The 24,488-nt window shown below is 61.7% G+C and carries 23 protein-coding genes and 1 pseudogene; 8 read left to right on the forward strand and 16 right to left on the reverse strand.

The window, feature by feature from the left end:
• Complete coding sequence (locus JTJ32_RS03745; RefSeq protein WP_099228528.1) at positions 1 to 894, reverse strand: LysR family transcriptional regulator; 894 nt, start codon at positions 892 to 894, stop codon at positions 1 to 3.
• A gap of 153 nt (positions 895 to 1,047) precedes the next feature.
• On the opposite strand from JTJ32_RS03745, the gene JTJ32_RS03750 reads away from it, so the two are divergent.
• The 5 genes from JTJ32_RS03750 to zapE all read left to right on the forward strand — a co-directional run bounded on the left by JTJ32_RS03750 (position 1,048) and on the right by zapE (position 6,755).
• Entirely contained in the window at positions 1,048 to 2,340 is a 1,293-nt protein-coding gene (locus JTJ32_RS03750) for a CitMHS family transporter (protein ID WP_184319761.1), read from the forward strand.
• On the forward strand, positions 2,341 to 3,702 hold the full coding sequence (locus JTJ32_RS03755) for an acyclic terpene utilization AtuA family protein (protein WP_210040936.1): 1,362 nt from the start codon (positions 2,341 to 2,343) through the stop codon (positions 3,700 to 3,702).
• Complete coding sequence (locus JTJ32_RS03760) at positions 3,699 to 4,022, forward strand: AtuA-related protein (RefSeq protein WP_210040938.1); 324 nt, start codon at positions 3,699 to 3,701, stop codon at positions 4,020 to 4,022. Before JTJ32_RS03755 ends, JTJ32_RS03760 begins: the two co-directional genes overlap by 4 nt.
• 124 nt (positions 4,023 to 4,146) lie before the next feature.
• A complete protein-coding gene (locus tag JTJ32_RS03765; protein ID WP_210040940.1) occupies positions 4,147 to 5,592 on the forward strand; it encodes a SulP family inorganic anion transporter in 1,446 nt (481 codons plus the stop codon).
• Between the two features lie 47 nt (positions 5,593 to 5,639).
• The gene (gene zapE, locus JTJ32_RS03770) at positions 5,640 to 6,755 is read left to right on the forward strand and encodes a cell division protein ZapE (RefSeq protein ID WP_210040942.1); all 1,116 of its coding nucleotides are present in this window, start codon (positions 5,640 to 5,642) and stop codon (positions 6,753 to 6,755) included.
• Positions 6,756 to 6,758: 3 nt separating this feature from the next.
• Here zapE and rarD read toward each other — a convergent pair whose 3' ends face one another.
• From rarD to JTJ32_RS03835, 13 genes are all read right to left on the reverse strand, one after another.
• Entirely contained in the window at positions 6,759 to 7,643 is an 885-nt protein-coding gene (gene rarD, locus JTJ32_RS03775; protein WP_210040944.1) for an EamA family transporter RarD, read from the reverse strand.
• A 103-nt stretch (positions 7,644 to 7,746) separates the two neighbouring features.
• Entirely contained in the window at positions 7,747 to 8,403 is a 657-nt protein-coding gene (locus JTJ32_RS03780) for an HAD family hydrolase (RefSeq protein ID WP_210040946.1), read from the reverse strand.
• Positions 8,404 to 8,409: 6 nt separating this feature from the next.
• Positions 8,410 to 9,558: an MFS transporter gene (locus JTJ32_RS03785; RefSeq protein WP_210040948.1), complete on the reverse strand. Its 1,149-nt coding sequence runs from the start codon at positions 9,556 to 9,558 to the stop codon at positions 8,410 to 8,412.
• 77 nt (positions 9,559 to 9,635) lie between these two features.
• The gene (locus JTJ32_RS03790) at positions 9,636 to 10,562 is read right to left on the reverse strand and encodes an ABC transporter substrate-binding protein (protein WP_328823952.1); all 927 of its coding nucleotides are present in this window, start codon (positions 10,560 to 10,562) and stop codon (positions 9,636 to 9,638) included.
• Entirely contained in the window at positions 10,559 to 11,155 is a 597-nt protein-coding gene (gene nudK, locus JTJ32_RS03795; protein ID WP_099228360.1) for a GDP-mannose pyrophosphatase NudK, read from the reverse strand. Before nudK ends, JTJ32_RS03790 begins: the two co-directional genes overlap by 4 nt.
• Positions 11,152 to 12,060, reverse strand: coding sequence for an S-methyl-5'-thioadenosine phosphorylase (gene mtnP, locus JTJ32_RS03800; RefSeq protein WP_210040950.1), 909 nt, complete (start codon positions 12,058 to 12,060; stop codon positions 11,152 to 11,154). The genes nudK and mtnP overlap by 4 nt, the downstream gene beginning before the upstream one ends.
• Positions 12,057 to 13,172: a fatty acid desaturase family protein gene (locus JTJ32_RS03805; protein ID WP_210040952.1), complete on the reverse strand. Its 1,116-nt coding sequence runs from the start codon at positions 13,170 to 13,172 to the stop codon at positions 12,057 to 12,059. The genes mtnP and JTJ32_RS03805 overlap by 4 nt, the downstream gene beginning before the upstream one ends.
• Before the next feature lie 2 nt (positions 13,173 to 13,174).
• The gene (locus JTJ32_RS03810; RefSeq protein ID WP_210040954.1) at positions 13,175 to 13,873 is read right to left on the reverse strand and encodes an HAD family hydrolase; all 699 of its coding nucleotides are present in this window, start codon (positions 13,871 to 13,873) and stop codon (positions 13,175 to 13,177) included.
• Entirely contained in the window at positions 13,870 to 15,240 is a 1,371-nt protein-coding gene (locus JTJ32_RS03815) for an NAD(P)/FAD-dependent oxidoreductase (protein ID WP_210040956.1), read from the reverse strand. The genes JTJ32_RS03810 and JTJ32_RS03815 overlap by 4 nt, the downstream gene beginning before the upstream one ends.
• Positions 15,221 to 16,309, reverse strand: coding sequence for a DegT/DnrJ/EryC1/StrS family aminotransferase (locus tag JTJ32_RS03820; protein ID WP_210040958.1), 1,089 nt, complete (start codon positions 16,307 to 16,309; stop codon positions 15,221 to 15,223). Before JTJ32_RS03820 ends, JTJ32_RS03815 begins: the two co-directional genes overlap by 20 nt.
• Positions 16,306 to 16,818, reverse strand: coding sequence for an NUDIX hydrolase (locus JTJ32_RS03825; RefSeq protein ID WP_210040960.1), 513 nt, complete (start codon positions 16,816 to 16,818; stop codon positions 16,306 to 16,308). Before JTJ32_RS03825 ends, JTJ32_RS03820 begins: the two co-directional genes overlap by 4 nt.
• A complete protein-coding gene (locus tag JTJ32_RS03830; protein ID WP_184319805.1) occupies positions 16,819 to 17,934 on the reverse strand; it encodes a DegT/DnrJ/EryC1/StrS family aminotransferase in 1,116 nt (371 codons plus the stop codon).
• A 40-nt stretch (positions 17,935 to 17,974) separates the two neighbouring features.
• The gene (locus tag JTJ32_RS03835) at positions 17,975 to 18,991 is read right to left on the reverse strand and encodes a Gfo/Idh/MocA family protein (RefSeq protein WP_210040963.1); all 1,017 of its coding nucleotides are present in this window, start codon (positions 18,989 to 18,991) and stop codon (positions 17,975 to 17,977) included.
• An 829-nt stretch (positions 18,992 to 19,820) separates the two neighbouring features.
• Here JTJ32_RS03835 and JTJ32_RS03840 point away from each other — a divergent pair.
• Positions 19,821 to 20,972, forward strand: coding sequence for an MFS transporter (locus JTJ32_RS03840; protein ID WP_210040965.1), 1,152 nt, complete (start codon positions 19,821 to 19,823; stop codon positions 20,970 to 20,972).
• 3 nt (positions 20,973 to 20,975) lie between these two features.
• On the opposite strand, the gene JTJ32_RS03845 is transcribed toward JTJ32_RS03840, so the two are convergent.
• Together JTJ32_RS03845 and JTJ32_RS03850 are read right to left on the reverse strand one after the other, a co-directional pair.
• Positions 20,976 to 21,809 (reverse strand): PhzF family phenazine biosynthesis protein, encoded by an 834-nt coding sequence (locus tag JTJ32_RS03845; protein ID WP_184319815.1) that lies wholly within the window; start codon positions 21,807 to 21,809, stop codon positions 20,976 to 20,978.
• 113 nt (positions 21,810 to 21,922) lie between these two features.
• Positions 21,923 to 22,405, reverse strand: a complete 483-nt coding sequence (locus tag JTJ32_RS03850) for a multidrug/biocide efflux PACE transporter (RefSeq protein ID WP_184319818.1) — start codon at positions 22,403 to 22,405, stop codon at positions 21,923 to 21,925.
• Between the two features lie 99 nt (positions 22,406 to 22,504).
• Here JTJ32_RS03850 and JTJ32_RS03855 point away from each other — a divergent pair, with 99 nt between their 5' ends.
• Together JTJ32_RS03855 and JTJ32_RS03860 are read left to right on the forward strand one after the other, a co-directional pair.
• Positions 22,505 to 23,389, forward strand: a complete 885-nt coding sequence (locus JTJ32_RS03855) for a LysR family transcriptional regulator (RefSeq protein ID WP_004883824.1) — start codon at positions 22,505 to 22,507, stop codon at positions 23,387 to 23,389.
• 120 nt (positions 23,390 to 23,509) lie between these two features.
• Positions 23,510 to 23,917, forward strand: a pseudogene (locus JTJ32_RS03860) (PAAR domain-containing protein); the annotation flags it as partial.
• Positions 23,918 to 24,488 lie beyond the last annotated feature (571 nt).

Here is a 24,488-nt window from a genome sequence, read left to right on the forward strand (position 1 = left end):
TCAACAGGCATCGCGACTCAACACCTCTCTCATCATCTCCACGAACCGATTCGCCGCAGGGCTCAGGGTCTGGCCGGTGCGGGTGATCAGGCCGATTTCACGGCTGACGCCGTGGTGATCGACGGGCACCTGAACGGTGTCGGAGCGGCCCTCGTCGGCCGACTCCGGCAGCAGCGTCATACCCAGCCCCTGACGCACCAGCGCCAGAACGGTCGACATGTAGTTGGCCTCGAGTCCGGGCACCAGAGCAAGTCCTTCGTCGGCGAAGAGTTGCTCGACCCGCTCGCGCACGCTGCTGTCGCGTCCGGTCAGAATAATCGGCTGACCCGCCAGATCGGCCAGGCTGACTGACGTTCGTGTGGCCAGCGGATGAGTGCCGGGCACGAACAGCCGCAGCCGGTCCTGCATCAGGCCTTCGAACTCCAGTCCGTGGCTCATCCGGGCGCGAACGCCGAGTCCGAAATCCACCTCGCCTTCACGCACCAGCGCGTCGATGCGTTGCGCCACTACATCGCGCAGGCGTACTTCGATGCCGGGAAACCGGGTGCGGAATTCGCGCAGGATGATCGGCAGCGTGCTGGAGCACATCGAGGGCAGGGCGGCGAGGGTCACCACACCGCGGCGCAACGCCGCAAGGTCCCGCGAACCACTGACGATGTTGTCCAGATCCAGCAGCAGCTTTTCCATGGGCTGCAGATTGTTCTGTCCTGCCGCCGTCAGGCTGACGTGGCGCGGGCTGCGTTCCAGCAGCGCGACGCCCAGCCACTCTTCCAGTTGCTGGATCTGGACGGTCAGCGCAGACGGCGAGAGGTTCAGTTCCACCGCAGCCTTGGTAAAACTCCCGCTGTGAGCGACGGCCAGGAACGCCCGGATGTGCTGGATCGAATTCTTCATGCGCTGGCAAGGCTCGTGATCAATGTTCTGTTTTTTGGAATGAGAGGTGCCGAACATTTCAATTTACAAAGCATAACCCCGTTTCGATACTCGTTGAAAACAACAACAGTACATCCCGCCACACGTTGGTCAGGGATGAAAGGGAAAGCCTCCATGCTCGCCATCCTCGGTGTCATTACCATTCTCTGCCTGCTCACGGCTGTCATGAGCAAGCGTCTCTCGCCTCTCGTCGCCCTCATTGCATTGCCCATCATCGCGGCCCTGATCGGCGGCTTCGGTCTGCAGACCAGCGCCTTCATCATCACAGGCATCAAGAACGTTGCCCCGGTGGTGGGCATGTTCGTGTTCGCCATCCTGTTCTTCGGAGTGATGACGGATGCAGGCATGCTCGACCCGATCATTGATCGGATTCTAAAGGCAGTCGGTACGCGCCCCACCCGAATTGTCATGGGTACGGCACTGCTGGCGTTGCTGGTGCACCTGGACGGTTCGGGGGCGGTGACCTTTCTGGTGACCATTCCGGCCATGCTGCCGCTGTACACGCGGCTGGGCATGGACAAGCGCATTCTGGCCTGCGTCACGGCCATGGCGGCGGGGGTCAACTTTCTGCCCTGGACCGGGCCGGTGCTGCGCTCATCTGCCGCCTTGCACGTGCCGGTGGCGGACCTGTTTCAGCCGCTGATTCCGGTGCAGATTGTCGGTCTCGCCTTTGTGTTCGCCTGCGCCTGGTTTCTGGGCCGTCGTGAAGAGCGGCGTCTGGGCCTTGGCGCCGGAGCGCAGGTGGATGTGGTGCCCAAGCGGGTGCTGACCGAACAGGAAGAGCTGCTGCGTCGGCCGCGTCTGTTTTGGGTGAACCTGCTGCTGACCATTGCGGTGATGGGCGTGATGATCTCCGGTGTCGTCGATCCGGTGGTGATGTTCATGCTCGGCACGGTGGTTGCGCTGTGCCTCAATTACCCTGACGTCGATGCTCAGCGCACCCGCATCGATGCCCACGCCAAAACCGCGCTGACCATGGCCAGCATCCTGCTGGCGGCCGGGGTGTTCACCGGCATCATGCAAGGCACCGGTATGCTGAAGGCAATGGCCGAAGTGGCGGTGCACCAGATTCCAGCCGGGCACGGCAAATTGATCCCGATGGTGGTGGGGTTCATTTCGATGCCTCTGAGCCTGCTGTTCGACCCGGATTCATTCTATTTCGGCGTGATGCCGGTGATCGCCGAGGTCGGCAAGGCCTTGGGCGTCGAGCCGTTGCAAGTGGCTCAGGCCTCACTGCTGGGTGTGCACACCACCGGTTTTCCGGTCAGTCCGCTGACGCCCGCGACCTTCCTCCTGGTGGGGCTGTGCAAGATCGAGCTGGCCGACCACCAGCGCTTCACCATCCCTTTCCTGTTCGCAGCCTCGGTCCTGATGACCCTGACTGCCATGCTCCTGGGAGTGTTCTGAATGAAAACCCTGCGCATCGGCTCCGGTGCCGGTTATTCCGGCGACCGCATAGAGCCTGCCGTCGAACTGGCCGAACACGGCGAGCTGGATTACCTGATTTTTGAATGCCTGGCCGAGCGCACCATCGCGCTGGCGCAGCAGGCCCGGTTGAGCGACCCCGACGCTGGCTACGATCCGTTATTGAGCGAGCGCATGCGCCGGGTGCTGCCGTTCGTGGGGCGCAGGGCGGACGGTTCGCGCAGATTGCGGGTGATCACCAACATGGGGGCGGCCAACCCGCTGGCGGCGGCGCGGGAAGTGAAGCGCATCGCGGTCGGGCTGGGACTGTCCGGGCTCAAGGTTGCGGCATTGACCGGCGATGACGTGCTCGCTGCATTGCAGGCCGACGCTTCCAGGCTGATGGACAACGGCATGACGCTGGCCTCGCTGGGTGACCGGCTGATTTCGGCCAACGCTTATCTGGGGTGCGAAGGCATCGTGCAGGCGCTCCAGGCCGATGCCGACGTGGTGATCACGGGTCGTGTAGCCGATCCATCACTGTTTCTGGCGCCACAGGTGTTCGAGTTCGGTTGGCCCGTCGATGACTGGCGTTTGCTGGGACGTGGCACGCTGGTCGGTCACTTGCTCGAATGTGCGGGCCAGATCAGCGGGGGGTACTTTGCCGATCCGGGTTTCAAGGACGTGCCGGACCTGGCCCGACTGGGCTTTCCACTGGCTGAAGTCGATGCATCAGGTCAGGCGCTCATCACCAAGGTGGCAGGCTCGGGCGGGCGGATCGATACCGCCACCTGCACCGAACAGCTGATCTATGAGGTGCATGACCCTGCGGCTTACCTGACACCCGACGTGAGTGCCGATTTTTCGGGGGTCAGCTTCCGGACAGAAGCCGAGAACCGGGTGCGGGTTGTCGGTGCGGATGGACGTCAGCGGCCCGAGACTCTCAAGGTGTCGGTCGGCTATCTGGATGGCTGGATCGGCGAAGGGCAAATGTCCTACGGTGGGCCTGGTGCGCTGGCGCGTGCGCAACTGGCACGTGATGTCGTTCTGGAGCGTTTGAAGCTGATGGGCGTGAGGGTCGAAGACCTGCGTGCCGAATTGATCGGCGTCGATGCCTTGCATGGCAGCGAACTGGGTTCGCGCGCCAACGCTGAGCCCTGGGAGGTGCGCCTGCGCATTGCCGCACGCTGTGTCGAGCGCAGCGAGGCCGTTCGGGTCGGTAATGAAGTCGAGACGCTCTACACCAACGGACCTTACGGCGGTGGCGGGGCGACCAAGGCGGTGCGTCAGGTGTTGGCGGTCGCTTCGCTGTTTCTGCCGCGTGAGGCGGTCAATCCGGTGGTTCATCTGGAGGATTCGGTATGAGCGGTGGCGTAAAGCTTCGAGAGCTGGCCCATTCGCGGACCGGCGACAAGGGCGATACATCGAACATCTCGGTGATCGCTTACCGTGGCGAAGACTATGCAAGGTTGTGTCAGGCACTGACCGTTGATCGGGTGACAGCGTATTTCTCGCAGTTACTCGACCCGCAAGCCGGGCCGATTCGGCGCTACGAGCTGCCCAACGTGCACGCACTGAACTTCGTGATCCCCGGTGTGCTGCGAGGCGGAGTAACCCGGTCGCTGGCGCTGGACGCGCATGGCAAGGCGCTGGGCGCAGCGCTGCTGGATCTCGACATCGTCTGACGCAGGTGAGCTTGAATCGTCAGGCTGAACCCTTGCAGCAGTGGCCGATGAGGACGTGTTTGCGTAACATGCCCCCTTTTTCGCACCGCTGCGGGCTGGTCCGCAGACGCCGTTCAGGTCAGTCATGAAAACAATCCGTCTACGCGCCGAAGTTCTGGCAGGGCTCACCACATCCTTTGCGCTGGTGCCCGAATGCATCGCCTTTGCACTGGTGGCGCACCTCAACCCGCTGATGGGCCTGTATGGCGCGTTTATCATTTGCACGCTGACCGCGCTGTTCGGCGGGCGACCGGGGATGGTCTCGGGTGCTGCCGGGTCGATGGCTGTGGTCATCGTGGCGCTGGTGGTGCAGCAGGGCGTGCAGTACCTGTTGGCAACCGTGTTGCTGGGCGGTCTGTTGATGATCCTGTTCGGGGTGCTGCGGCTCGGCAAACTGGTGCGGCTGGTGCCTTATCCGGTGATGCTCGGCTTCGTCAACGGCCTGGCGATTGTCATTGCCATGGCCCAGCTGGAACACTTCAAGGTCGGCGAGGCCTGGCTGAGCGGAACGCCGCTCTACGTGATGTTGGGGCTGGTCGCGCTGACCATGGCCGTGGTCTATGTACTGCCGCGTGTGACCCGCGCCGTGCCGCCTGCTCTGGTCGCGATTCTCGGCGTCGGCCTGGCCGTGTATTTCCTCGACCTGCCAACCCGGACCCTGGGCGACATGGCCCACATCGCGGGTGGTCTGCCGATGTTCAACCTGCCGGACATTCCGTGGACGCTGGAAACCCTGCGCATCATCGCGCCTTACGCCGTACTGATGGCGCTGGTCGGCCTGCTGGAAACCCTGCTGACCCTCAACCTGACGGACGAGATCACCGAGACCCGCGGTTACCCGGACCGCGAATGCGTGGCACTGGGCGCGGCGAACATGGTGTCTGGCGCATTTGGCGGCATGGGCGGCTGCGCGATGATCGGACAGACCGTCATTAATCTCAGCTCCGGCGGGCGCGGCAGGGTGTCCGGGATTGTCGCGGGCATGATGATTCTGATGTTTGTGCTGTTCCTGTCGCCGCTGATCGAGCGCATTCCACTGGCGGCGCTGGTCGGGGTGATGTTCGTGGTCGCCCAGCAGACATTTGCCTGGGCTTCGCTGCGGGTGCTGCGCAAGGTTCCGGTAAACGACGTACTGGCGATCATTGCCGTGACGGTCGTGACGGTGTTCACCGATCTGGCGACGGCGGTGCTGTTCGGCATTGTCATCGCAGCGATCAACTTTGCCTGGCAGCAGGCCCGTGAGCTTTACGCCGATAGCCATGTCGAAGCCGACGGCAGCAAGATCTACCACCTGCACGGCACGCTGTTCTTCGCCTCGACCACGCCGTTTCTCGACCAGTTCAACCCTGCCGAAGACCCGGCGCAGGTCACGCTGGACTGCCGTCACTTGAGCTTCGTCGACTATTCGGCCATTGCTGCGCTCAAGACCTTGCGCGAGCGTTACGCCAAGGCAGGCAAGCACCTGCGTGTGGTGCATCTGTCCGAGCGCTGCAAACGGCTGCTCAAACGTGCGGGCGTGCAGCACGCCTGAACCTGTATATGCTGAGTGTCTTTCCTGTTGCCGAAGGTGTGTGATTGATGGATGCCGTGTCTCCTCTGGATGCTTACGAACGTGCCGTCCAGCGTGGCTTTCAGCCTGATCAGGCGCAGTTGCATGCGGCCCGTCAGCTTCAGGCCTGCTACCTGGCGCTGACGGGACAGCGTGGTCGGGCTCAGGGTGTTTATCTCTGGGGGCCGGTGGGACGCGGCAAGACCTGGCTGATGGACCGTTTCTTCGAAAGCCTGAGTGTTCCGGCCCGGCGTCAGCATTTTCATCACTTCATGCGCTGGGTGCACAAGCGCATGTTCGAGCTGATGGGTACACCGCATCCACTGACCGTGGTGGCCAGGGAACTGGCGCGTGAAGTGCGGGTGATGTGCTTCGATGAGCTGTTCGTTACCGACATCGGCGATGCCGTGATTCTCGGCGGGCTGTTGCAGGTCATGTTTGAGGAAGGTGTAGTGCTGGTCTGCACTTCCAACCAGCCGCCGGAGCAGCTGTACAGCCACGGTCACAACCGTGAGCGCTTCATGCCCGCGATTGTCGCCATCCAGAAGTACATGAACGTCGTCGCGGTCGATGGCGGCGAGGACCATCGCCTGCATCCCGGCCAGTTGCACCAGCGTTACTGGGTGGCCGAAGCCGGACGTCCCAGCGGCCTGCAGGGAATTTTCGACGCGCTCAGCGCCGGGCAGCCGATCCACGATTCCCAGGTCATGCTTGGCTATCGCAGCATTAATGTGGTTCAGCATTCCGACACGGCCGTGTGGTGCCGTTATCGGGACCTGTGCGAGCAACCGCTGGCGGCGATGGATTTCATTGCCCTGTGCGATCGTTTTTCGGTGATCCTGATCAGTGAAGTGCCGTCCCTGAGTGCGGCGCAGCGCGAATCGAAAATCGCCCGTGGCACCGAGGATGGCGTGGAGCAGGTGGCGGCGGGGGACCGTGAGTTGCCGCAGCTGTCCCCTCACGACGACGGCGTGCGGCGCTTCATCGCGCTGGTCGACGAGTGTTACGACCGACGCATTCCGCTGTATGTCGAAGCGCAGGTGGCGATGGAGGCGTTGTACACCGAGGGCTACTTGTCTTTCGCGTTCCGCCGCACGCTGAGCCGTCTCCAGGAGATGCAACTGGAGCGTTTCACCGGGCACTGAGGCTCAGGCTGCGTCCCGACGGCGCTGAGCCAGCATGTGTTTGGCACCCTCCAGAATCAGCACGCCCACCGCTATCCAGATCGGTATGTAAGTCAGCATTTCGTCACGGCTGATGCTTTCGCCCAGCAGCAGTGCGACGCCCACCAGCAGCACCGGCTCGACATAACTGAGCAGCCCGAACAGGCTGAATGGCAGCAGACGACTGGCGATGATGTAGCTGACCAGCGCCGAGGCACTGATGATGCCCAGCACGGGAATCAACAGATAGAGAATGGGCGTTTGCTGAATCGCCAGCGGATGCCCGTTGGCGATGAACCACAGGCCGATGGGGAGCATGAACAGCATGTCGAACCATAGCCCGCCCAGGTTATCGGTCTTGAGCCGGCGCCGCAGCACGAAGTACAGCGGATAGCCCCCGGCCACCAGCAATGTTTCCCACGAGAAACTGCCCAGTCGCCACAGCTCGTGGGCAACGCCGATCGCCGCGAAGGCTGCCGCGATCTTTTGCAGGTAGGAGAGGTGTTCGCCGTACACGACGCGGCCGGTGAGAATCATGCTCAGCGGCAGCAGGAAATAGCCCAGCGAGACTTCCAGGCTGCGACCATGCAGCGGTGCCCACATGAAGATCAGCAGTTGCGCGCCCAGCAGCACCGACGACAGCAGCAGCCCGAAAAACAGTGCCGGTTGTCGGCGCAGTCTGGCTGCGAGTGCACGCACCAGCTTCCAGTCGCCACTGAACAGCATGAACAGCGTGGCGCAGGGCACGGTCAGCAGCATCCGCCAGCCGAAGATTTCCTGGCCATCCAGCGGCTTCATCAGTGAGGTATAGAAATACATGACCCCGAACAGCACTGAAGCCAGAACCGACAGCACGACACCTTTGTACACAGCGGCCTCTCGGGTTATCAATAAGAGTGTCTGCCCCGGTTTGGGGCAAGCGGCTGCCAGTTTAGTGCGCGAGCGGATAAAAAGCTTCAGTGCGGACGGACTATCACGCGGCCGACTTCAGAAACCGCCACAGGGCGTCGGCTTCGAAGTCCTTGATCACGCTGCGGGCGCCAGCCTCGCGAAGCTGTTGCTCCTGCAACCCGCAGAGCATGCCGAAGGTATGAATGCCTGCGGCGTGTGCCGATTGCACGCCCGCCAGCGAATCTTCAAAGGCAATCGCTTCATCCGCTCTCACACCCAGTAATTTCAGGGCCGTTAGGTAGGGCATGGGATGCGGTTTGCCGCGAGCCAGTTCGCCGCCGATCACAATGGTTTCGAAACGATCGACAATGCCCAGCCCGGTCAGCATGGCCATGGCATTCTCCCGTGGCGCATTGGTGACCACGGCGGTTTTCAGCCCGAGTTGCCCGGCATGGTCAAGAACGCGAAGCACGCCGGAGACCGGGATGGTTTCGCCAAGCTGGTCGCGAAACATGGCTTCCTTCTCGGCCGCCAGCGCTGCGTAGTGCGAGGCGGGCATATCGGGAAACAGGCCGCCGAAAATCATGTCGTCCGGGAACCCCATGACATTGGCTTTGTAATAGCTGATATCCATCGACCGATCCCAGCGTGCCAGCAGCTGGTTGTAGGCATTCAGGTGCAGCTCATCGGTATCGATGAGGGTTCCGTCCAGGTCGAACAACAGCGCGTGAAGGGCCATTGAGTGTTACTCCTTTGCAGGGGCAGTGGTTCGGCCGAAAGCCCAGGCGCCACGAAGCGCCGGCACCCACGGCAACATGAGAAGCGGGTAGATGATCAACAGGCTGAAGGCGGCTTCGACCCCGATTCGCTCGGACAACACCCCGAGCAGAAACGGCGCCAGCAGTAATGCAACGCCTACCGCCTGGGATGCCTGGGTGCTCAACGCAGAGCTTGCGTGGGGCGCGACGCGCATCGCAGAGCCCAGAATCAGCGGGAAGAAGTTCCCAAGGCATGCACCCAGCACGAAAGTGAAGACAGCCGTTCCGGCCAGGCCCTGAATCAACGACAGCACCAGCAGTGTAGCGATAGCGCTGAAAATCACGGTGGTCAGCAGCGACAGGGGCGATAGGCGACGCAGTGCGAAACTGCTGGCCAGACGTCCACAGACGGTGCCGGCGAAATAAAGGCTCATCAGGGTCGCGGCTACCGAGGCGCTGGTCTGAACGTGAGTCTTCATGTACTCAGCCCCCCAGAAGCCCACGCCCCACTCGGCCGAGATGCCGAGAATCACCAGTGCCCACAGACTCAGGCGTGTCAGGCGCGGCGCAGGCAACGCATCCGCGGGCGCGCCGGTTGACGCCGTTGCAGGCGTGGTGCGAGCCTCTGTTCGATGAAGATCTGAAGGCACGCAGAACATCAGCAGCGCCCACGCGCTGATCAGCAACGGAGCCGCGCGCCACGACAGCCCGACGGCAGTCGCTGCGCCCACCAGCAGTGCGCCCCCCAGCACACACAGCCCGGCCACGATATGGGCCTCCACCAGCTTCGCGGCGGCCTGTTCAACGTAGCGCCTGCCCAGCATGGCCTGTCCGACCGCCATGACCAGCCCTCCGGAAAAACCCAGTACGACACTGCCCGGTAATGTCATCGGCAGGCCTGCTGCCATGGCAAAGAACCCGCTGGCCACGATGATCGAGCCTATCGCAATGCGCCCCGTGCCGATGACCGGAGGTTTGCGCTCAAGCCAGCGATACGGTACTCCGATCAACACCAGTCCCAGCGCGTAAGCGGCGAAGTGCAGGCCGGTCCAGCGCAGGTCGAGGGAGAATTCGGAGCGCAGAAAGGGCATCAAGGGGCCGAGCATGCCTTGCTGCGCCCCGAACAGGCCGAACATGAGGTAGATCGACCATGGCCGCCCCTCAGTCCGGGGTGATGCGAGAGGTTGAGTCGAATCAGGCTGCGCCATCCCGCTCATGGGGTTGCCCCGGTGTCGAAGAGTGCGTGCCAGCGTGCGCAGCGTTCGGCCTTGGCGCGACTGGCTGCGATGGCATCCAGCGGCTCGGGACCAGGGGCTGTCGGCGTGTCCCTCGATGAGTCAGCGACCACGACCTTGCCATAGCGCCGGCTGATGGCGGCGGCGTCGGGCGACAGCATCCAGCCGAGCGCCTGGCGGGCCTTGACGGCATGCTGCGAACCGTTTCGGCAGCCGAATACCTCGAACTCATAACGTAGCGCATCTTCCGGTACGCACCAGTGCAGCGATGGATGCAAAAGCGCGGCCCGTGTGGCTGCGGTGGACACCGTAACGCCCACCCACGACCGACCTTCAAGCACCGCCTCTATGGGGGACGTCGAGGAACCGCTGATGGCAGGTTGCAGGCGGGCGATGTCCGCCAGCCGCTCCCAGGCCTGTTCGCCATAATGTTCCAGCAGGGCGCCCAGGTGCAGATAGCCTGCGCCGGAGCGTGCCGGGTCGGGCAGGGCGATGCGTCTCGACCAGGCCGGTGTGCTCAGCGCTTCCCAGCAGCGCGGCGGCTCAAGGCCATTGGCGGCGAGGACATGCGGGTCGTAACAGAAGGCGGGCACGAAGCCTGACGGGCTGAACCAGCGTCGGCCGGCATCGACCGCGTCCGGGGGCAGGCTCGACACATCGAGTGCATCAAGGACACTCAGCCTCGAGGTCAGTGCAGGATCGAGAAGCGCCGTGGCGGCGGTGCCCAGCAGCAGGTCCCAGTCGCCCGCCGTGCCGTCGATCACCCGCTCGATCAGTTCGGACGTGGACCAGCGCGACAGACGAATGGGTATCCCGGCATGCGCCTCCATGCCCGCGATGAATTCTGCAAGCTCGGCATGTTCCATCGAGCTGATGGCGATCAGTTCATCCATGCGCAGGGTCACTCCAGCAGTCGATGCAGTTTGGCATATTGCAGCAGCATGATAGTTTTGCCGTCGCATATTTCCCCGGTGTCGATCATGCCCAGCGCCTCATCCAGAGACAGTTCCAGCACCTCGATCTCTTCGCCTTCGCCTTCAAGGCCACCTCCTGCGCTCAGCCTGTCTTCGTCAAAGTATTCGCCGACGAAGAAATACAGCCGCTCGGTGACTGATCCGGGGCTCATGAAGGCTTCGAACACTTTGCGCACTTCCTGAATGCGATAGCCGGTCTCTTCCTCGGTTTCCTTGCGGATGCAGGTGTGCGGATCATCGCGGTCCAGCAGGCCGGCGCAGGTTTCGATGAGCATGCCGTCGTGTTCGTTGACGAACGCAGGAAACCTGAATTGCCGGGTCAGCACGATGGTCTGTTTCAGTTTGCTGTACAGCAGGATGGTCGCGCCATTGCCCCGGTCATACGTCTCTCGGCTCAGGGTGCTCCACGTACCGTCGCGGCCGAGAAAGTCGTAGGTGGTTTTGCGCAGCACGTACCAGTTGTCCGACAGCACATCGACCTGCCTGATGCGCACTCGATCTTTAGTGGCGACAGGTCCGGTCATGGCTTGGCTCCCAGGTGAGTGGCGTTCGGAGCCACGGTGAGCAGGCGCGCGATCATTTCCGGATCACGATGCTGCGGGGCGGTCATCACGGCGGTGTCCAGCGCATGGTCGCAGCCGTATTCACAGGTGCTGTGGTGCTCGCCCAGGCGTGTAACGGCTTCGGTGACCAGTCGCCGTGTCAGCGTGAAAGTGTCGGCCATTCGCTCGGCCACCAAGGTCGCGTTCACGTCTTCGTGGGCGTCGTGCCAGCAGTCGAAGTCGGTGGGGATGGCGATCATCGCGTAGCAAAGCTCGGCTTCGCGTGCGAGCTTGGCCTCCGGCATGGCGGTCATGCCGATCACCGTGCCGCCCCATTGGCGGTACAGACTGGATTCGGCCCGGGTCGAAAACTGCGGCCCTTCCATGACCACATAGATACCGCCATTGAGCGCCTGCACATCGGCGGTCTGCGCGCTGGCCGCCAGCACGGCACGCATGCGGGAGCAGACGGGATCACCAAACGGTACATGGCCGACCAGACCCGGACCGAAGAAAGTCTTGTCGCGCTGGATCGTACGGTCGATGAACTGATCGATCAGCACGAAACTGCCCGGCGGCGCATCGTGGGTCAGGCTGCCCACCGCGCTGACCGATAACAGCTGGGTGCATCCGACGCTGCGCAGCGCGGCAATATTGGCCCGTACATTGATGAACGACGGCGGGATGGTGTGTCCGATGCCATGGCGCTGTACGAAGGCCACCGGCACGTCGTTGAGTGTGCCCAGTGTGACGGGAGAAGAGGGTTTGCCGAATGCCGTTTCGCATTCGACCTGCCGGATGTCCTTCAGGCCGGGCAATTGTTGAAGTCCACTGCCGCCAATGATGCCGATCCGTTGAATCTGCCGGGATGCCGATGAGTTGGTCACACGCTGCCTCTCGTCTTCAGGGTGGTTTCAGGTTGTCCGGTGCTGGCGACCAGACGCTCGTACAGTTCGGAAAGCGCCGTCGGTGCGCTGCCGCGTCGCAGCAACAGGCCTTCACTGGCGTTGTTGCTGTAGCGTGGCTCATGGATTTTCAGGTGACGGTCTATCGCAGGCAGGTAGTTCCAGCGAACGCCCGGGTACAGCGAGTGCGCCAGATGATAGGCATCGGACGTGGGGGCAATGAAGACGCGGATCAGCCAGCCGGTCAGGCCGAAATAATCAGTCGGACGACCTGCGAGGTACTCCAGATCGCGCCGGTCGCGAGAGGTCCCTTCGACGAACCAGCGATGTTCCGTGAGCAGCGACACCCAGGCGAACACCGGGTAGGAGGTCAGCAGCGGAACCAGCCAGCCAAACAGCACGCCTTTCCAGCCACCTGCCCAGTAAAGCAGCGCTGCGACGGTCAGCAGGCACACCACGCGTACCACGGTGGTCAGGTGCGAGTGATTCAACAGGCTGCTGCGGGCCATGGTCGTCAGGTTGACCCAGGCGCCACGCGGCGTCAGCGGATAGAGCAACCGCGCGTAAAAGCTGCCGGGAGAAATGCCGGCGACGTATCCCCCCGCGTGAACCCTGGCCCGATTGGGGTCAAGGCTCGGGTGGTTGGGATTGCGATGGTGTTCCAGCGTGTGAGTCTGATGGCGGCTGCGCATATCGCGTTTGAAGGCCGGAAACTGGTAAAACACGTTGCTCAGCCACCATTGCCATTCATGGTGCGGGCACAGCGCGAAGTGCACGGCGTTGTGTCCGAACTCCTGCAGGGCGCGCAGGCGTCCACCCGTCCACAGCACCACCACCAGCCACATCAGTGGCGTCGAATAGAGCGAGGCCAGCAGCACGGCCGCCACGATATCCAGCCATGTCCAGAGGAAGGGCAGCGGTGCGAACCAGCCGTCCAGTGGCCGGTAATACTGTTCCTTGCGGCCGGGCGTTCGCGGGATCAACTTGAGCAGGCGCAGGATGCGCGTGCTGTCGCGGTAGTAGAAGGCGACCATCGCACGCAATAGCAGGGCTGTGGCGATCAGGCCGACCAGAACCGTCTGTGAAGTCTCCACGATCAGGCGCTCCCGGTTTCGGTTTGAAGGGTACGGGCAGGCACAAAACGTTCCAGCAGCTCGCCCAGATTCCTGAACAGCGGGGCGCCACTGAGGCGCAGGCGCTCGCTGTCCTGATGGCCGGTCGAGACCAGCACCGGCGACCATCCTGCTGAGCAGGCGACGTCGAAATCATGCAGCGTGTCGCCGACGAACAGGGTTCTGGACGCGGGTGTGCCCAGCGTTTTCTGCAGCACCAGGGCCTCGGCGGTCTTGCTGGTGGCCTGGTTATGGTTCAGCCCGACGACATGCTCAAAGCGGTCATACAAACCCTTGGCCTTGAGCGTCTGGACCAGCACGTCGCAATGCGATGCCGACAGGATCGACACCCCGATGCCGGCGCGTCTGGCGGCGTCGAGAAATTCGATCACATAAGGCTGCAGCGGGCACTCGGCCACGTGGGCATCGAAGTGTTCAAGGTAATGCTGGACGATGATCGGGAAAGGCACAGAGTCCAGATCAAAACCCAGCGCCGCGTAGAAACCGGCAATCGGGAAGTCGAATCGAGCCCGATACTGGTCAGCGGTGATGGGCGCGACACCGTAATACTCGCCGCACCGGTTGACGGCGAAGACTGCCAGATCGATGTCGTCAATCAGGGTTCCGTTCCAGTCGAACACCACGTGTTCGACGCCGGTAAAGTTCAGGAGGTCGTTGATCATTGTCGGGTGTTCCAGGGCAAAAGGGCGTTGAGCGCGATGCGCGAGGCAATGGCGGGTGCGTAAAGCCGGCCGGGCTCTACCACCAGATTGGTCACGCCTATCTGGGTTTCCAGCGCACGACGATTGTTCGCCGAGAGTCTGCCCAGCCCCGCGCCGTACCAATGGTCGAAACGGGTGCGCCAGGTGCGTTCGCCCGACGTTTCCGGAAAACGGAAGTCTTCAGTCGTGGCCATGTTCCAGGCGCCATCGACCACCGCGCACAGCAGGCCCTGCAACTGATGGCAACTCAGCGAACCCTCCAGCAGCGCCGCCAGCCTGGAATCGATGCAATCGGCTTCGAGCGCGGCAATGGTCATGCCCTGGCTGTACAGCGGATTCATGCTGCTCAATGCATCGCCCGCGACCAACAATCCTTCCGGCCAATGGTCGAGCCGGTCGTAGTGAGTGCGGCGGCTGCCTGGCATCTTGAAAGTGAACACCTCGGACAGGGGCTCTGCTTCGCGGATAACGTCGTGAATGTCGGGCACCGGCAGATTGGCCAGCGCCTGCAGAAAATCGTCCGGATCCTTGCCCGGGAAGTGGCCGAACCAGCCGCCGGTGGTCACCATCCAGCGATCCCCTTCAATGGGGCTGATCACGCCCATCGAGCGTTGGACCGGAGCCTTTGGCAGTACCAGCAGAACCTGCCACTGTTCGGCGAACGCGGGAACTCTGCGGTAGATGCGCGATGCGTAACCCAGTTCGGTCTTGACCACGCTGTTCTGTACCGTGCCGAAGCCTGCCTCCTTCAGCCACGACGGCAGGTGTGTGCCCCGGCCACTCGCGTCCACCAGCAGATCACAGGACAGGCTGCGCTCGCCCGTGCCGTCGTCAATGAACACGCCGCGCACATGGCGTTGACCACTGTCACCGGCAAACTCGATGCGTGTGGCCCGTGTACCGGACAGGATGTCCACCTGCGGCACGCTCTTCAGGCAGCGGCGCAACTGGTTGTCGATGAGCCTGCGGCTGCAATAGTGGGCGTTGATGCCGCTGCGATAACGGTTTTTCCAGCGGCCGCCCTGAAACCATTTCACGTCATGGCCCAGATCTGCCACCTGAGCACCACCTTCCTCGAGCGCGCTCAGGATGCCGGGAAAGATCCCTTCGATGATCTGCTTGCCGCGCAACAGCAGCAGGTGCACGTGGTGTTCCTGTGGAATGCTTTGACGCGGCCCGGTCTCGTCGTGGAAGTCGCTTTTCTCGATCACGGTCACACGCTCGAAACGACGTGCGAGCACGGCTGCAGTCAGGCAGCCGGTTACACTGCCGCCGATCACCACTGCATGCCTGGCACGCGAAGCCGGTTCAGTTCGGGGAGTAGTCATTGAGCACCTTGGCCATGTAATGCAGGTCGTCGTCCGTCAGGCTCGGGTGCAATGGCACCGTCGTCAGCGAGCGCAGCAGCCTGGCAGCGTTTGGGCAGTTGCGGTGATAACGGGTGAGTATCGGCATCTGGTACAGCGGCTGATTGTCGTACTTGCCGATGTCCGACTCGATGCCGTGCCGTTGCTGGTAGTGAACCAACTGACGCCCGTCATGCCCGACCGATTGCAGCAACAGTGAATAGCCATTGGTTTCGCCATGCCGAACCAGTGGCAACTCGCGGAACGCCGGATTGTTCAGTAGGCCCAGCAACCGCGTGCGGTTATCCAGGCGACGCTCCCGGTGCTTCACAAGGTTTCGTGAGCGCGCCAGCCCGAGCGCAGCCTGCAGGCCGCCCAGTTTCAGATTGATGCCCAGTTTTTCTCCGGTCAGGTTGCCGAAGCGCGTGTAGGCACGGATGCGGCTGGCCCGCTGGTCGTCGTCAGTCATCACGAAGCCGCCTTCGCCGGTCGAGATGAACTTGCAGTCGTGGGTGCTGAAGCAGCTGATGTCGCCATGCCGTGCGAGCCAGGTGCCTTCCAGACGTGTCATGTGAGCGTGGGCCAGATCCTGAATCAGCGTGAACCCGACATCCTTCGCAAACGCCCAGGTCTCGTCCGAGCGGATCGGATAACCCCACATCGGCACTTCGATGACGGCACAGGTCCGCTTGCTGATGCAACGTCGCAGGTCCTGTGGGTCAAGCCCGAAGCTGTCGGGCGCTACATCGCAGAATACCGGCACCAGCCCGAGCGAGAGAATCGGCAGCACCGTACAGATGGGACCGGTCGGCGCGACGATGACCTCGTCGCCCGGCTGGAAATCCACCCCGGCCAGCGCAGCGGTGACCGAGGCCGCGCCCGACGACACGGCGATCACATGACGAACGCCGTACAGCGTAGCAAGGGCGGTCTCGTACTCTTCGACCACCGGCGAGGTGCCGGTCAGGCCCGAATACAGGGCCCGCTCCAGTTCCCGCAGGTCGTCAGGCGAGTCCATCGCGCCCTTCTGCGTCAGGGTTCGCAGGCTCATGACGACACCTTCATCCCCACCAGATCCCACAGCGCATCGTCTGCAAAGACCCGGTCGACCATTCGCCGGAAGTTGGGAAACATCTTCAGATCGGCCGTTTCCTGAAGGCTGAAGAATCGCGCATGCTCCACTTCTCTGTCGTCCGGGCAGGCACGCAGATGGGTCGCCGTGACGTAGATCAGGTCCAGGTGATAATGCGGCCCGCGCTTGTCGTCGATGTACTCGCACAGCACCCGCCACGGCTGATGCAGCACGGTGACGTCGGTTTCGGGATCGGCAAGCGCTTCATCGCGCTCGCCAAGCAGGTGGGCGTGAATGCCGGTCTCTTCGAAAATCTCTCTTAATACCGCCACGTCAGGGGTTTCGCCTTGCTCGATATGACCGCCCGGATAAAGCCAGACGCCGAGCTTGCGGTGATGCAGCAGCAGCATCTTCCGATCCGGGTTCAAAACGAACCCGGATGCCGTGAAGTGCCGATCCAGTTGTGAGCGATCGAGTGGTTCGTTCATTTATACGGCACCGTACTGGTTGATGCGCTCAGCCATGTAATCCAGTTCGGCGTGGGTGATGTCCGGGTGAACCGGGATGGTCGTCATGCCCGCCAGCAGGGCTTCGGCATTCGGGCATTCGTTGCGGTATTGCGCCAGTGCCGGAAATTCGTACAACGCCTTGCATCCATAGCGCTTGATGTCGGAAGGAATACCGGCGTCATCAAGGTAGTCAATGAACGCGCGGTTGTCGGCAAAGTGCAGTTCGAGATTGAGAAAGTAATAGTTCGGCTGACCGCCCTTGATGATGGTTTTTTCGCGCACTTTGCTGTGATCGAGCTTGCCGAGAAAGTACGCCGCATTCTCCCTGCGCTTCTCGATCTGCCCGGACAGCGAGGCCAGACGGCTGCCGCCCAGCGCTGCGGGCAGTGCAGCCAGTTTGTAGTTGAGGCCGAAATCCTTGCCGTTGAGATTGCCGAAACGGCTGTAGTCGCGGCAGCGCTTGGCCAGGGCATCATCATCGGTAAGGATGAAGCCGCCTTCGCCGGTCGCCAGTGGTTTGCGTTCGTGCGTACTGAAGCATGAAATGTCGCCGAACCGGGACAGCGGCTGACCCTTGAGGGTCGTGCCATGGGAGTGAGCCAGGTCCAGAATGAGCGTGATGCCCAGCGCCTGAGTCAGGCTGCGCAGTTCATCGACTTCGCTTGGGTAGCCCCACATCGGGATGTCGATGATTGCCTTGGTCTGCGGCGTGATGCGTGCCTTGATCGATGCCGGGTCGGCGCCGAAACCATGGCTGCGGGTGTCGACGAAAATGGGGTTGGCCCCTGCGGCGATGATCGGGTAGATGGTGCACAGCGGACAGCTGGGCGTGAGCAGGACATCGTCGCCCGGACCTACACCCGATGCATAGATCGCTACGCTGAGTGCGGCGCCACCCGAGGACACGGCGATGGCATGCCGGGCGTCGAACCAGGCCGCAAGCTTGCTCTCGTATTCACCGACCACATCGCTGGTGCCCGACAACGGGCGCTCCAGTGTCTGCTGCATGGTCAGCAGGTCGTCGGCGTACACCGGACGATATTTATCCGAAACGGGTGGACGGGCGGTCACGGCATTTGAAAGGTTGGCTGACATGTTTGCAGGCTCCGAAAACAGATGTTTGATGGGCGAGGGGTCAGGCGCTGAGGGCAAGGTCGGGGCGAACCGCGTCTGCGTCGCAGATGCGCTCGATGACCCTGTAGGTTGGCCGCAGGCTTTCGAAACTCGCCTCATAAGCTGTCTTGTTGCGCACTGCGGCGAAGAACTTTTCCAGTTCGCCGAAATAACCACTGCGTTCGTAGCCCGAATCCAGCGGCCCTGGCTGCCAGGCTCCACGCCAGCGTTTGCCTGCACCGGTGGCGCTGGTGCCGTGTACCGGCTCGTGCATGGTGATGTTCCACAGATTGTTGAGCTCGACCATCATCGAGTTCGAACTGACGATCTTCATGTCGAATTCGAAGTAGGGGAACATGGTGCCGCTGAGCAGACTGACCGTGGCTCCCGTGGTGAATTGCAGCTCCAGGCTCACCAGCAACGAGTCGCCATGGCGCTGTACCCGCGACTCGATATTGCGCAGTTCGCCGCCACCGAAGGTCACGCCCAGGTCGATGGTGTGGATCGCCTGTGCCAGGAGGAAAGACCGCAGGGTCGAATCAAGCCCCCACAGCGGTGAGGTCGGTTTGCTCGCGTAATGATTGAGCTGGATATGCACAATCTCGCCGAATTGCTCGGTGCCCGTCATCTGCCGCAACTGGCCCATGGGTTTGGCGAACTTGAAGTTCATGCCGACACCCGTGACTACGCCGGAGCGACGGCTGGCGTCGATCAGCTCTTCCAGCTCGGCAAGGGTGAAGCAAGGCGGTTTTTCGACGAAAACATGCACGCCCCTGGCCATCGCCTTGAATGCGAGATCCCGGTGTGCCTGGGGCGGGCAGGCCATGACTACCGCATCGACCTGAGCAGAGGCGAGCATCTCGTCGAAGTTGTCGGTAATCATCACATGGGATACGAAGCGATTGATCTGCTCGGCACGGCTGCGGTCGCTGTCGCAGACCGCAACGATACGGATATCCGGCATTTGCAGCAGTGTGGGCAGCAGGTTTTCCTGCATTTGTGCGCCAAGACCAACGATGCCAACTCTGAGTCCAGTCATAATCATCTCCTCATCGGTAAAATCGGATGTATTCATTGGAAAACACGGGCGAACGCGTACACGAAATCCTTTCGGGCTGCCTTGGGGGCAAGCCGATCAGGTTCAGCGTTCGGTCAAGTCGGTAAAGCGGGCCAGGTTGCCCTATATCGTGGAATCACGCCGGCGACGGAGCCTGCCATCGTGTGTTGCAGCCTGAGCCGGGGCAGGCTTTGTCTGTCGGGTTTCAATCGCTGATCCGGCACGTGCCTCGACAGTGGCGCAGTTCATTTCGAGCAACCTCAATTGCAGGGTTTTCGCCAGCCGTGAGTGCAACGAGGCGTCAGCGCTCCGGCGGTGCGCAGGGTGCTTCAAAACGGTTGCAAAGTACTGATGGGTTGCCTTGAACGAGGACGTTTCGCTGTCTGAGTGACGCGTATCCATAAACCAGTCTTCCTTGAATTACAGGTTCTTCCCTGACGCGTTCGATGCTTCATGGCGAAGTCGTTGCGGCAGACGGTCGCACCGGTTACGTGCGAAACTGAATCTATATCGACGCTTACAGCATGGCAACACGCGTCCATAGAACCAAAGATTATTAAAAGACGTTATAGAACTTATGTATTTGAATGAACGGTACGCGTATCGTTATCGATGCTTATGATTAATAACGACTTTCTGTTTTGGTCAATGAATACTGGCTTTTGGCCTAAGTTGATAACAGGTGTATTTGATTTTTAAGGCATAAGCTCATAATTTTTAGACTTGCATTTATGGTGTAAGCCCGCCGTTAACCCTTTTTATCCGGATCGTCACCTGTGCTGACGGCATCCCGCCTCAACAAGGAGCATGCATGACCTCTTTCAGCACCGTAGCCCAGGATGCCAAGGCTCGGGCCGAACAGTCCTCGACGCGCATTGCGTTTTTCATTGCCGGTTTCAGTGTGGCCTCATGGGCACCGCTGGTGCCTTATGCCAAACAACGGATGGGGCTTGACGAAGGGACGCTGGGCCTCTTGCTGCTGTGTCTGGGCGTGGGTTCCATCATCGCCATGCCGCTGGCCGGGGCGCTGGCGGCGCGTTTTGGTTGTCGGCGTCTGCTGGTGATCTCTACGCTGTTGATCTGTCTGTGCCTGCCGCTGCTGGCGACCGTATCGAGTCTGCCGTTGCTGATCGCGGTGCTGTTTCTGTTCGGCGCCAGCATGGGCGGCGTGGACTGTACGGCTAATGTGCAGGCGGTGATCGTCGAGCGGGCCAGCGGCAAGACCATGATGTCGGGTTTCCACGGCCTGTTCAGTCTGGGCGGCATTGTCGGAGCTGCCGGTGTCAGTGGCCTGCTCAGTCTGGGCATTTCACCGTTCGCGTCGATGCTGGTCGTCGTCGCGCTGACGCTGCTGGCACTGGCGAAGGCTGCGCCCAATCTTCTGTCCTACGGCAGCCGCTCGGACGGGCCGGCGTTTGCGATTCCGCATGGCGTGGTGTTGTTCATCGGGCTGCTGTGCTTCACGGTGTTTCTGGCCGAAGGCGCAATGCTGGACTGGAGCGCGGTCTTTCTGACGTCGTTGCGCAGTGTCGAGGCATCCTACGCCGGACTGGGCTATGCGGTGTTCGCAGTGACCATGACGCTGGGGCGGCTGTTCGGCGATGCGGTCGTGCGCCGGGTGGGCTCCAACCGGGTGATCATCCTCGGCGGACTGTGCGCAGCGGCAGGTCTTGCCGTAGCCACACTGATTCCGGCCTGGGAAGCGGCACTGCTGGGTTATGCGCTGGTCGGCGCAGGCTGCTCGAACATCGTGCCGGTGTGCTACAGCGCAGTCGGTCGGCAGAAAACCATGCCGCAAAGCGTGGCCATTCCGGCGATCACCACCGTGGGTTACGCCGGGATTCTGATCGGGCCTGCTGCCATCGGCTTCATCGCCCATGTGAGCAGCCTTGAAGTCGCCTTCATGATCGTCGCCGTGATGCTGCTGGGCGTCGCAATCGGCGGAAGCCAATTGAGGACCTGAACCTCAAAGCCTGCGCGCCATGCCGGACACGCGGATCGAGCTGCCGATCTGCTGCGGTATCTCGGCGCGCAGGCGCGAACGGCTGCCCATGTCCTCGCCCTGCAGAATGTCGATGACCCCGCCGTGTGGCCAGCCGATGTCACGCAGATAACCCGCCAGTGCCGCCGTGGCTGCGCCGGTTGCCGGGTCTTCGTACACCCCGCCGAAGGCAAACGGATTACGGGTATGGAAAAACTGCTCGCTTTCGGCATACGCGAGCAGAATCGTGGCCCAGCCCTCGCGGACCATCAGGTCGCGTCCTGTCTGCTGGTCATACTTCATGGCCTTGAGCGCTGCCCGGCTGTTCAACGCCAGAATCAGATGCCCGGCCCCGCCATTGATGTAGGCAGGTGGGATGCGAGTATCCATATCGGCATGCGTATAACCGAACAGCGCCAAGGCCTCGTTGAGAAGTTCTGTGCTGATCGGCTTGCTGTGCGTGGCGGGGGACTGCAGCGCGGCCGAGGTCAGCGAACCCTGAGCGTGGCCTTCGACAGTGATCCGTGCGTTGTTGAGCGCAAGGTTGAACACGCCGTCGCCTTGCTGCGCGGCCAGTGCTGCGCCCAGGGCGATCGTCGCGTGACCGCAGAACGGCACTTCGGCCAGCGGCGAAAAATAACGCACACGCCAGTCGCCATCGAGAGGCGCGGCAAACGCGGTTTCGGAGAATCCGACGTCGGCGGCAATCTGCTGCATGACCTGATCGTCAGGCAGTGCCTCGCCAATCCACACGCCAGCCGGGTTTCCCCCTTGATCCCCGTCGCTGAACGCAGCCAGTTTGAGTATTTCAGTCGCCATTGTTGCGGGTCCTTTGCCGTTGTCAGGTCTGACAGTGTGCTCCAGAGGCGGGCCGATAATCCAACCGCAAATCCTTATGCGGTGCATATACAGGCCTGATGGATGATGGGGCCTCAAACCGCTTCGCATTTCGACAGGCGCCGCTGCCGGACCCGCTCACGCAGCTTGTCATAGGCCCAGTTGAACAGCATGGTGTAAGGCAGGAACATCAACAGCAGGCCGATATCCAGCACGAACGCTTCGAGCAGGCTGATCGACAGCCACCAGGCGGCCAGCGGTACGACCGCCAGAATCAGGCCGCCCTCGAAACCCAGTGCATGCAGCGCCCGCGTGGTCAGGCTCATGGCGAAGCCGGTCCGGGCTCGCAGGCGGTCGAACAACGCGTTGTAAATCATGTTCCAGAGCATGGCGACGGTGGAGATCATGACGGTCATCGCGCCCATCAGGGTCAGCGAGTGGTTCATCAGCCAAGCCAGCAGCGGGGCGACCAGGATCACGCCGCCCAGCTCGAACAGACCGGCGTGCAGGATGCGCTCCTTGAGGGATTTGCCCGGTACCTGAGTCTGTTCAGAGGTATTGGTGAGAGTGCGGCTCATGACGCGTCGGTCCTTTGTGGTCATTCGTGGCCGCATTATCATCGGTCTTTGCGTTAAGCTGAAAATCATTGCCATCGGTAAAACCGATAGAGGTCGCTCATGAGTTATTCACCCGAGGCGCTGGAAGCCTTTGCACAGATCGCCGCGCTGGGTTCGTTCAGTGCGGCGGCACGGCGGCTGGGCAAGAGCCAGTCGACCATCAGCGAAGCGATTGCCCGGCTGGAGATTGATCTGGGGCTGGAACTGTTTGATCGCTCGTCACGTCAGCCGGTGTTGACCGAAGCAGGCAAGGTGATGCTGGGCCGGGTCGATGATGTGTTGTGCGCTGCCGACCGCTTGCGGCGTGCCGCAGGAAGACTGGTCGAGGGCGTCGAGCCAAGGCTGACGCTGGTGCTGTCGGACGCCAACCAGTTTGCCGATTTCGAGCGGTTGATGGCCGAGCTGGATCAGCGCTTTCCAGAACTGGAGATGGAGTGCGTGTTTGCCGAGCATGGGGATGCGATCAGCCTGGTGCAGTCGGGCAGGGCATCGCTGGGTCTGCTCTCGGCGCAGTCCAGTTATCCGCCGGAGATCGGCCATGCGACCATCGACGAGTGTGCCGATTTCGGTCTGTTCGTGTCGCACAAGCACCCGCTGGCCGCGCTGGAACGGGTCGATTATCAGCAACTGGCGCGCTACCGGGCGCTGCGCCTCAACACGCTGGTCGAGCAAAGCATACCCACCGATGACCTGCCTACCAGCGGCCACAGGCATTGGTCGGCACCCAATTACCTGTTGCTGATGGACATGGCCGCTTTCGGCTTCGGCTGGTCGGCGTTACCGCGCTGGCTGGTGTCGCGTTATTCAGGCGGATTGCTCAAGGAACTCAACGTTTCCGGCTGGCCGCGCCGTTCGGCCGTGGATGTGATCTGGTCGTTTCAACGCAGCCTGGGGCCGGCCGGTTCGTGGCTGCTGGATTCGCTGGTGCCCTTTGCCGGGGAATGAACAGGCCTCGATAGTGAGGCTTCGTGCATCAGCTTCGGAAGCGTCTGACATATAACTTCGAGCATGTCCTTTAGCGTCGTCACCCCTGCATTCCGCAGGCGATTAAGCAAAGGACCTCACATGATTCCTTCCGCACGCCAGGGCGACCTGCACGTCTGCCCCATTCCCGGGCACCTTCCAACACCCATCGTCAGCGCGTCCGGCGATGTGCTCGCCAACGTCATGAACGTCGCGCGGGTCGGCGACGTCTGTGCCTGCGGCGCTGTTATCGTCGCGGGCTTCCCGTCGATACGGGTCAACGGCCGCCCCATGGCCCATCTGGGCAGCCCTACCAGCCATGGCGGAATGATCGTCAACGGCAGCCCGGATGTGGTGGGTGGGTTTAACGCGAGTAATGGCGGTGTGGTCGACTTTTCCCGGCTCGGGATGTTGCGCGATGACGGTTCGGTGGATGAGGTCAGGCTGGACGCGTTAATGAGTGATCCAGAGCTTTTGGACCGGGCTGAAAAGGCAGGTGCACTGGTTGATGCCTAATGCCAGTGATCGTTGTCGTTGTCCATTTGCCGGAATTAACGTATGCGGCATAGGACGCCAGGCCTTGGTTTTAAGTCTTTCTGCTGCATTATGCTCCTAGTCTCTCCGTTGGTCGTCGTCAGTCTTATCACCCCCGATGCATGGCTCCATTATCCGGTCGAGGCAAAAAAAACGTTGGGTTTTATCTGGAATACCAATCACCGGATTTACAGAGGGACGCTTTTTCCGGGCGAAAGCTCTTTCGATTGGGGCGAACTATTACGTAATGAAAGATTTTTTATGAGGCTTGAATGGTGGGGGGGCTCGGCTGGACGACATTGCGTTGTGATAACCCCAACCCTTTGGGGCACTGATATCTATCTTGATGCCGAAGGCGCTGTCGACACGAGCGTCGGGAGTGGCACTGATCTGGAGCTGCTCAAGCCTTGCCCAACCGAGAACGATCCATGGTGATTCGCGCCAGTCAGATAGCTGATCTCCATCGGTTTGGAGTGGGGCTACCCGGATGCCATTCAGAAAGCGTCGGTGCAACAATTCGAACCACACACGCTGATAGACGCCAGAT

This window comes from Pseudomonas alliivorans (genome assembly GCF_017826695.1).
In the GTDB taxonomy this organism is placed as follows: domain Bacteria; phylum Pseudomonadota; class Gammaproteobacteria; order Pseudomonadales; family Pseudomonadaceae; genus Aquipseudomonas; species Aquipseudomonas alliivorans.